This is a genomic window from Georgenia sp. Z1491, assembly GCF_049856175.1.
Classification (GTDB): Bacteria; Actinomycetota; Actinomycetes; order Actinomycetales; family Actinomycetaceae; genus JB111.
On the sequence record NZ_JBNDNA010000003.1, the window covers coordinates 1 to 7,435 of the forward strand.

The window sequence follows — 7,435 nt, forward strand, 5'->3', positions numbered from 1 at the left end:
GACCGCTTTGATGAGGACCTCGTACTTCGCCACCGTTCACGATGTCGTGGGACATCCGATCCCGACAGGGGGCAGTCGTTCACGATGTCTGGGGACACCCGTTCACGATGTCCTGGAACCAGACACCACCGTCTCCGCGTGTGTGATGTCCCAGGACATCGTGAACGGCTGGACCCCCGGTGACCGGGGGTTCAGCCGTTCTTTCGTCGGTAGGTGTGTGCGGGATCCAGGGTGAACCCGCCTACCGTGCAGCCATGCAGGGAGAGCAGCGGGCCGCGGCCGACGACCTCGTGGTGGAGTTCGACCGTGATCCGGTCGCGGCGGGCGACGACGCCATGTCACACGGTCAGTCGTGGCGGATGGCGGCCGGCTCCGACTTCGAGGACGTCATCCGGGCCTGCGTGTCCCAGCTCGCCTCGGTCTTCGGCACCGTCGGGTGGCTGCTGACCTGCTGCTCGCGTGGTCGAGACGTGCCGTTCGCCTTCCTCCTGGTCAGCCCGCGCACAGGGGTCGTCGTGCACCGGCTCAGGGCGATGCAGCACAAGACGCCCGCCTGGCACGCCGGCCAGAACGGCGGGGTGCTGCGCGTCTACGCGCAGTACCACTCGGGCGCCGCGCCGACGCCGCTCGGATCCCGGCGATGACGGCAGCGCTCACGACGGCGAACCACACGGTGGCGAGGGCCGCCGGACCGGTGCCGATGATGCTGCGCGGCTCGGGGTCGGGCCCGGCGTGGCGCGTCGAGAGGGCGCCGAACTGCACGAACGGAGGCCGATTCGTGCACCTTCGCGCCCTCTCGACGAGAGGAGCGCCCCGGCCCGGTCAGCCGGCCGCGAAGAAGCGCGCCGTGTCCTGCTCGAAGTTGAACGACTCCTCGATGCGCCAGACGCCGCCCTCGATCGCATCCACCCGCACCATGGCGCAGGAGTTGCCGGTCACGGTGCCGCCCTCGTAGACCTCGCCGGCATCCATGAGCGGGCTCGGCACGACGCCGCAGTACCCGGAGTAGGTCACGGCGTCCGTCCCGACGAACTCGATGCTGAGGTCGAGCCAGGCGGTGCCGGACTCCGAGCCCAGGTAGGTCGCCGTGATCGGCACGACGACGAAGTTGTGGCCGTCGTCCGGCGGGTCGTTGAACATGTTCTCGTTGGCGATGGTCTGGTTCGCGTCGTCGACGGTCGACCCGACCTGGATCTCCCAGTCGCCTACGCGCACGGCCGTGTCGATCGGTGCGGGCGCGTCGCGCGAGACCCCGACGTCGTCCCCCTCGCCGCCGGAGGGTGCCGGTTCGCTGGTCGGTGCCGGTTCGGTGGTCGGTGCCGGTTCGGTGGTCGGGGCGGGTTCGGTGGTCGGCGCCGGCTCGGAGCTCGGGGCGGGCTCTGACGACGGCGCCGGGGGCTGCTCGGTGGACCGTTCGACCTCCGGGGTCTGCGGCGCGACGGCCGTCGGGATGTCGGGCCCGCCGCAGGCGGCGAGCGACGCCGCGGCAAGGGCGGGAAAGGCGAGGGCGGCGAGTCGGCGACGCACAGGGTCTCCTAGGGCGGGTTCTGCAGAGGATGGCCACATGGTCCCACCACCGCGCGGCCGGGGGGACGGGTTGAGATGGCGATCACGAGGCGGAGGCCCCGCACACGGTCGCCTGGCGCGCGCCTGCGCACTGCTAGCGTCGCGCCGGGAGCGGGCTCGCCCTGCGACCGCCCGGCGCGACCAGCGAGGCCGGCCCCACGAACAGGACGAACGGACGGACAGATGAGCAGCTACGGCGGTGGGTACGGCCCCCAGCAGGGCGGAGGTCCCGGCGGTGGCTACGAGGACCAGTTCAACCGGGCGTACGGCAACCCGCCGCAGGGCGGTCAGCCCCAGCGAGGCTACGGCGCTCCCCAGGGAGGCTACGGCGCTCCGCAGGGAGGCTACGGGTCTCCCCAGGGAGGCTACGGCCAGGCTCCGGGGAACCCCTACGCGCAGGGTGATGGAGTCATGCCGGGGCGGCAGCAGAAGAGCACCACGGGTCCCAAGGTCGTCACGTTCATCGGTATCGGGCTCATCGTCCTCGCGATCGCCGGGGTCGTCTTCGGCATCTCGCGCATCGGCAGCCTCGTCTCCGACGCCGACTTCGAGACCGTGGGTGCCGGCGGTGCACAGATCGAGGCCGAGGCGGGCGAGGAATGGGCCCTCTACGCCTCCGACGGCGGATCGCCCGAGGCGCGGACGCAGTCCTGCGAGGTCGTCGGGCCCGACGGCGCGAGCGTGCCCCTGTCGACCACCGGCACCGACATCTCGGTCAACGAGTACGAGCTCGGGCACCGCTTCACCACCCCGCAGGCCGGCACGTACTCGGTCACCTGCGACCAGAGCGCGTTCGTCGGGCACAACATCGGCGCCGGCGAGATCGCGGCGCCGATCGTCGGGCTCGTCGGCGGCATCCTCGGTGGCATCCTCGGCGTGGTGATGACGATCATCGGCGCCATCTGGTGGATCAGCCGGCGCACCTGACCTCTCCGTCGGCCGGAACGCGCGCCCGCACGGCCGCGCGCCGAGCTGCCGCGGCCGGGGTCGCCGTCACCCGGCGGCGACGTAGCGGACGATCTCCTCCTCGACCAGGTCCTCCGTCTCGGGGTCCTGGGTCCACCCGGTCGTGCGGACCTCCCAGTGCCCGGCGGCGCCCTCGTGCTCGCGCATCTCGAGGCACACGTCGTGGGTCACCGACCCCGCGGTGACCACCGCGAGCCCGGTGCCGAGATCCCAGGAGCACTGGGCGTGGGAGTCCCCGTACGCGGCGGGGTACCCGTCGTCGGGGATCCAGGCGAGGGTCACCTCGTCGAAGGCGCCGGCCGGCACCGAGGACGTGTTGGTGACGATCACGGTCGCCCCGAGCCGCGTCCGACCGCTGCGCAGGGGCTCCTCGTCGTCGACCGCGTGCCCCCGGATGCTCGCCGGACCGACCTCGACGACCCACAGTCCCGCCCGCACGGGCGTGCCGGCGGGCGCCGGCCGGTCCTCGTCGACTCCGTCCTCGGGGTCGACCACCGGGATCTCGAGGGGATCGAGCTCGGTCGCCGCGGCGTCGGTCGCGACGTAGCGGCGCGGGGCGGTGCTGTCGGGCCCGTAGCTCGTGACCTGCCAGGCGCCGCCGTCGACGACGTCCTCGCCGACCTCGACGCAGAGCACCCCCGAGGCGTGGCCCCGTGGGCTGCCGCCGCGCGAGCTCTCGAGATCGTCGACGTCGAACTCGTCGTCCGAGCCGTAGCTGCAGGGAGAACCGGTGGCCCGGTGCAGCCGGCCGTCGCGGTCGACGTAGGAGACGTCGAACGAGTACCGGTTCCAGGTGTCGATGACGCCGGAGGCGTCCTCGACGACCTCGATGTCGGCGAGGACGAAGACGTGCCCGTCCCGGGCCTCGCTCTCGCGGTCGTGGTCGCCGAACCCGATGACGTCGTCGGTCTCGGCCGGGCCGATGGTCACGGTCGTGTGCCCGACCTCGAGCGGTCTCCCGGCCGGCGCCGGCTGCTCCCGGGTGATCCCCTCGGTGCTCCCCGGCTCCGGCGCGGTCGACGCGGCCAGGAGCTCCGGCGTCGGCTCGACCCCGAGCTCGACGTACCGGTAGGAGCCCTCCCAGCCCACCGAGCCCTCGGCGAGCTGCCACCGCCCGCCGGCCACGATCTCGGTCGGGACGGACCGGCACAGGGAGATCTCCGCGGTGCCACCCGGCTGGATCGGGCCGAGGGGGTCCGTGGGCCGGCTCAGCGGCGTGCACTCGGGGACCTGCGGGTGGGCGAGCCCGGTCGAGTCGACGAACTCCAGGCCGCCCAGGGCGGGCCGCACCGGCTCGGTCCCCAGGTTGGTCACGGTCAGCGTCGTCCCGATGAACATGTCGCCGGGATGGGGGACCGGCTCGTCCCCGTCCTCGTCGGGCAGGAGCTCCGGCGCCAGGTCGGTGGGCCCGACCGCGACGGCGATGTCTCCCACCCGCATCGGCGTGCCGCTGGCGGCCGGCAGCTCGATGCTGCGGCCGGCCAGCGGGTCCACCACGGGCAGGGGGCCGAGCTGGCCCGGCGCCTCGGCGGCGAGGCGCACGTAGCGGCGCTCCTCGGCATCCTCGACGCCGTCGGCGACGGCCCACACCGCACCCTCGAGCCCGTCGATCGGTACGACCGTGCACCAGCGTGCGGTCAGGCGCTCGCCGGGCGCGACGGCGGGGGAGCCGACCACCGTCGCCTCGCCCTCGCAGGCGCTGCCCGGGTAGGAGGCGCCGGCCGCGGTGACGAGCTCGAGCCCGAACCGGGCGCCCGGATCCAGCGGGCCGTCCGCCTGGTTGACGGCGTCGACCACCACGGACACGATCCGTTGGTCGTCGCCGGGAGCCGCGACGAGGTCGACGCCGGCGACGGGCTGCCTGGTCGCGTCGTCCTCGGTCTCGCCGAGGGTGACGGCCCACCCGCCGACGGTGACGGTCGATCCCATCGGTGCGGCCTCCTGCCAGGAGGGGCCCGCCCGGGTGGGCGACGGCCGGAGGGCGACCTCGGGGGCGGCGGAGCACGCGGTCATCACGAGGGCGCCGACGAGCGCCAGGGCGGGGACGGCGGGGCGTTTCCTGGGCATGGTCTCCACGGCTCAACTCGGTCGGCTGCCGACATTGTGGCCGCGCGTCGGGGACGAGGAGCGGATTCCGACGGGGAGGTGGACCCGTACCGGCACGGTCGCGGACGACGTCCGCTCGCCGGTCCGGCCCCGACCGCGCCTCCCGGTGGTCCACATGGCGGGACCTGGCGGGGGCGGACCCACGAGGGCCCCGTTCCCACCTAGCGTCGACGGCGTGGAACTCGTGCTCGTGCGCCGGCTCTGGCTCGACCAGGGCCAGGCCCGCTCCCGCCGATGTCGCTGACAGCGCTTCTTCAGCGCTGCCGACCCGACACCCCCACCCACACCCAGGAGCGCCCATGACCACCACCGGCACCACCGACCCGACCTCGATCGCCCGACTCGTCTCCGCCACCGAGCTCGCCGAGCTGAAGGACCGGCCCGGCGTCGTCGTCCTCGACGCGACCTCGATCATCCACCACCCCGAGGGCGACGGCTTCTACGACGCCGAGACCGGCCGCGACGTGCACGAGAACGGCCACGTTCCCGGCGCCGTGTTCGTCGACCTGCTCGAGGAGTTCGCCGACCGTTCGAACCCCGAGTTCTGGACGGCCCTGGCGCCCGAGGAGTTCGCCGAGAAGATCGGCGCGCTCGGCATCGGTAACGACACCACCGTCGTCGTGTACGACCAGGGCCAGGGCATGTGGGCCACCCGCCTGTGGTGGAACCTGCGCTACGTCGGTCACGACGACATCTACGTCCTCGACGGCGGATTTCCCGCCTGGGAGGCCGCGGGCCTCGAGGTCGAGACCGGTCCGACCCCGGCACTGCCGCCGCAGAGCTTCGTCGCGCACCCACGCCCCGAGCTCTACGCCTCCGTGGACACCGTCGCCGCAGCGATCGACGACCCGACCAAGGTGCTCGTCAACGTCCTCGACCGGCGCACCTACACCGGCGAGCGGCAGACGTTCTCTCGCGCCGGTCGCATCCCCGGCTCGAAGCACGTGTTCTGGGGCGGGATCATCGGCGAGGACGGACTGGCCGCCGAGGTCGACCAGGTGCGTTCGACGGGCGACGCGGCAGAGGTCATCGACGGCGAGCCCTCGATCATCACCTACTGCGGCGGCGGCATCGCGGCGACCTACGCCGCCTTCCAGCTGGCACGCGCCGGCCGGGGCGACGTCGCCGTCTACGACGGGTCCATGACCGAGTGGGCCAACAACCCGGCGCTCCCGCTCGAGACGGGCGAGCCCGTCTCCTGACCCGGAGCGACGCCGGCACGCCCGCCGCCTGACCAGGAGCGATGCCGGCGGATCCCGCCCGGCCCGGACTGCGCCCGGCCGCGAGAACGACCGCGGCCGGGCACAGTCGTGCGATGCCGCCCAACCGTGACCGACCGGGCCTGTACCGGGCGATCCCGCGGGAGTACGTTCCTGAGATCGGACCGGCACGAGCCCGCCCGACCGCCCACCGGGGCCCGGTGACGTGCCTCGAGGATCACGCAGGAGTGAGCCATGGGGATGCATCGTGAGACCGGGACGAGTCCGCCGAGAAGGTCACTGAGGGCCGGGGCGGCGTCCGCGCTGACCCTGGGCCTGCTGGGGGTGGGCGCGCCGTCGGCCGTGGCCGCGGGCGAGGGCAACGACGACTTCGGGGAGATGTACTTCCTCAACGACGAGTGGACCGGCACCGCCAACCACGAGATCCCGTTCAGCCTGCCTGTCGAGATGGTGTTCATGGGCGACTGGGACGGCAACGGGACGGACACCTTCGCCCGGCAGCGCGGCAACGTCATCGACTACGTCAACATCCTCGGTCCCACCGAGTTCGACGGCTGGTTCACGTTCGGCCGCACGTTCGACACCCTGTACACGGGCGACTGGGACGGCAACGGCACCGAGACCTTCGCGGTCCGCCGCGGTAACCGGTACCTCATGCGCAACACCCTGACCCACGGCGTGGCCGACCGGGTGGTCCACTACGGCCGCGCGGACGACGTGGTGCTCGTGGGTGACTGGGACGGCGACGGCGTGGACACGTTCGGCGTGCGGCGGGGGAACACCTACTTCCTGCGCAACTCGCAGAGCTCGGGTCCGGCGGACATCGTCGTGGACTACGGCCGCTCGGGGGACGAGGTGCTCGTGGGTGACTGGGACGGCGACGGGCGCGACTCGCTCGGCGTGCGTCGAGGCAACACCTACTACCTCGACGACGAGATCGCGCCGGGCGCCGCCGAGATCGTCCTCGACTACGGGCGAGCCGGCGACAGCGTGCTGGTGGGCGACTGGGACGGCGACGGCGACGACACCCTCGGGGTGCGCCGGCCCGGCCCGATCGAGGACGTCGTGCTGCGGGCCGCGCGCGCCGCCTCCGCCGGGGACCGGCCCCTGCTCGACCACCTGAGCAGCGACAACGGCGAGCAGTGGCTCTGGTACGCGTTCCAGGAGTTCTCCGACCCGCCGCAGTGGCCGACCAGTGTGACGGGCTGCAGCCCCGAGCCCGGCGGTGTCTTCGTGTGCGCCGTCCGCTCCGACGACTACCCGGTCGCGATCGGTCACGCCTACGTGGCGCCCGACGGGCGGACCACCTGGCAGGTCATCGACTACGCCATCGTCGCGGACTGGTGAGGGCCGACGGGCTGCGGAGGTGAAGGTCACGATAAGGTCACGCATCCGTCAAGGGAGCGTACTCCTTCGGCCGGTCCCGCGCAGCCCCTACCGGTGGCCAGGTCAGGCGTTCCCGCGACCGAGCGTTGTCGCGCACCGGGTGGTCCGACACGGTCGTGGGGGTGGGGGGGGAAACGCCAGTCCAGCACCACAACCCCAGGGGAAGGGGGGTGCTCCGAAAAAAAAACAAC

At 72.8% G+C, this 7,435-nt stretch carries 6 protein-coding genes; 4 read left to right on the forward strand and 2 right to left on the reverse strand.

Features of this window, described 5'->3' with window-relative positions; genetic code table 11:
* Positions 1-254: 254 nt before the first annotated feature.
* Entirely contained in the window at positions 255-644 is a 390-nt protein-coding gene (locus ACPYO4_RS03975) for a hypothetical protein (RefSeq protein WP_425707922.1), read from the forward strand.
* Positions 645-822: 178 nt separating this feature from the next.
* Here ACPYO4_RS03975 and ACPYO4_RS03980 read toward each other — a convergent pair whose 3' ends face one another.
* Positions 823-1,527 carry an SPOR domain-containing protein gene (locus tag ACPYO4_RS03980; protein ID WP_425707923.1) on the reverse strand — a complete coding sequence of 235 codons (705 nt, stop codon included), beginning with the start codon at positions 1,525-1,527 and terminating at the stop codon, positions 823-825.
* A gap of 222 nt (positions 1,528-1,749) precedes the next feature.
* On the opposite strand from ACPYO4_RS03980, the gene ACPYO4_RS03985 reads away from it, so the two are divergent.
* Positions 1,750-2,493 carry a hypothetical protein gene (locus ACPYO4_RS03985; protein ID WP_425707924.1) on the forward strand — a complete coding sequence of 248 codons (744 nt, stop codon included), beginning with the start codon at positions 1,750-1,752 and terminating at the stop codon, positions 2,491-2,493.
* Between the two features lie 66 nt (positions 2,494-2,559).
* On the opposite strand, the gene ACPYO4_RS03990 is transcribed toward ACPYO4_RS03985, so the two are convergent.
* Positions 2,560-4,599 (reverse strand): hypothetical protein, encoded by a 2,040-nt coding sequence (locus ACPYO4_RS03990; RefSeq protein ID WP_425707925.1) that lies wholly within the window; start codon positions 4,597-4,599, stop codon positions 2,560-2,562.
* A 338-nt stretch (positions 4,600-4,937) separates the two neighbouring features.
* Here ACPYO4_RS03990 and ACPYO4_RS03995 point away from each other — a divergent pair, with 338 nt between their 5' ends.
* Positions 4,938-5,840: a sulfurtransferase gene (locus ACPYO4_RS03995; protein ID WP_425707926.1), complete on the forward strand. Its 903-nt coding sequence runs from the start codon at positions 4,938-4,940 to the stop codon at positions 5,838-5,840.
* A 252-nt stretch (positions 5,841-6,092) separates the two neighbouring features.
* Positions 6,093-7,205 carry a hypothetical protein gene (locus ACPYO4_RS04000; protein WP_425707927.1) on the forward strand — a complete coding sequence of 371 codons (1,113 nt, stop codon included), beginning with the start codon at positions 6,093-6,095 and terminating at the stop codon, positions 7,203-7,205.
* Positions 7,206-7,435 lie beyond the last annotated feature (230 nt).

What these genes read in the sequence shown, in the direction of transcription:
- ACPYO4_RS03975 (WP_425707922.1), top strand. Translation starts at nt 255, where the DNA reads ATGCAGGGAGAGCAGCGGGCCGCGGCCGACGACCTCGTGGTGGAGTTC.
- ACPYO4_RS03985 (WP_425707924.1), top strand. Translation starts at nt 1,750, where the DNA reads ATGAGCAGCTACGGCGGTGGGTACGGCCCCCAGCAGGGCGGAGGTCCC.
- ACPYO4_RS03990 (WP_425707925.1), bottom strand. Translation starts at nt 4,599, where the DNA reads ATGCCCAGGAAACGCCCCGCCGTCCCCGCCCTGGCGCTCGTCGGCGCC.
- ACPYO4_RS03995 (WP_425707926.1), top strand. Translation starts at nt 4,938, where the DNA reads ATGACCACCACCGGCACCACCGACCCGACCTCGATCGCCCGACTCGTC.
- ACPYO4_RS04000 (WP_425707927.1), top strand. Translation starts at nt 6,093, where the DNA reads ATGGGGATGCATCGTGAGACCGGGACGAGTCCGCCGAGAAGGTCACTG.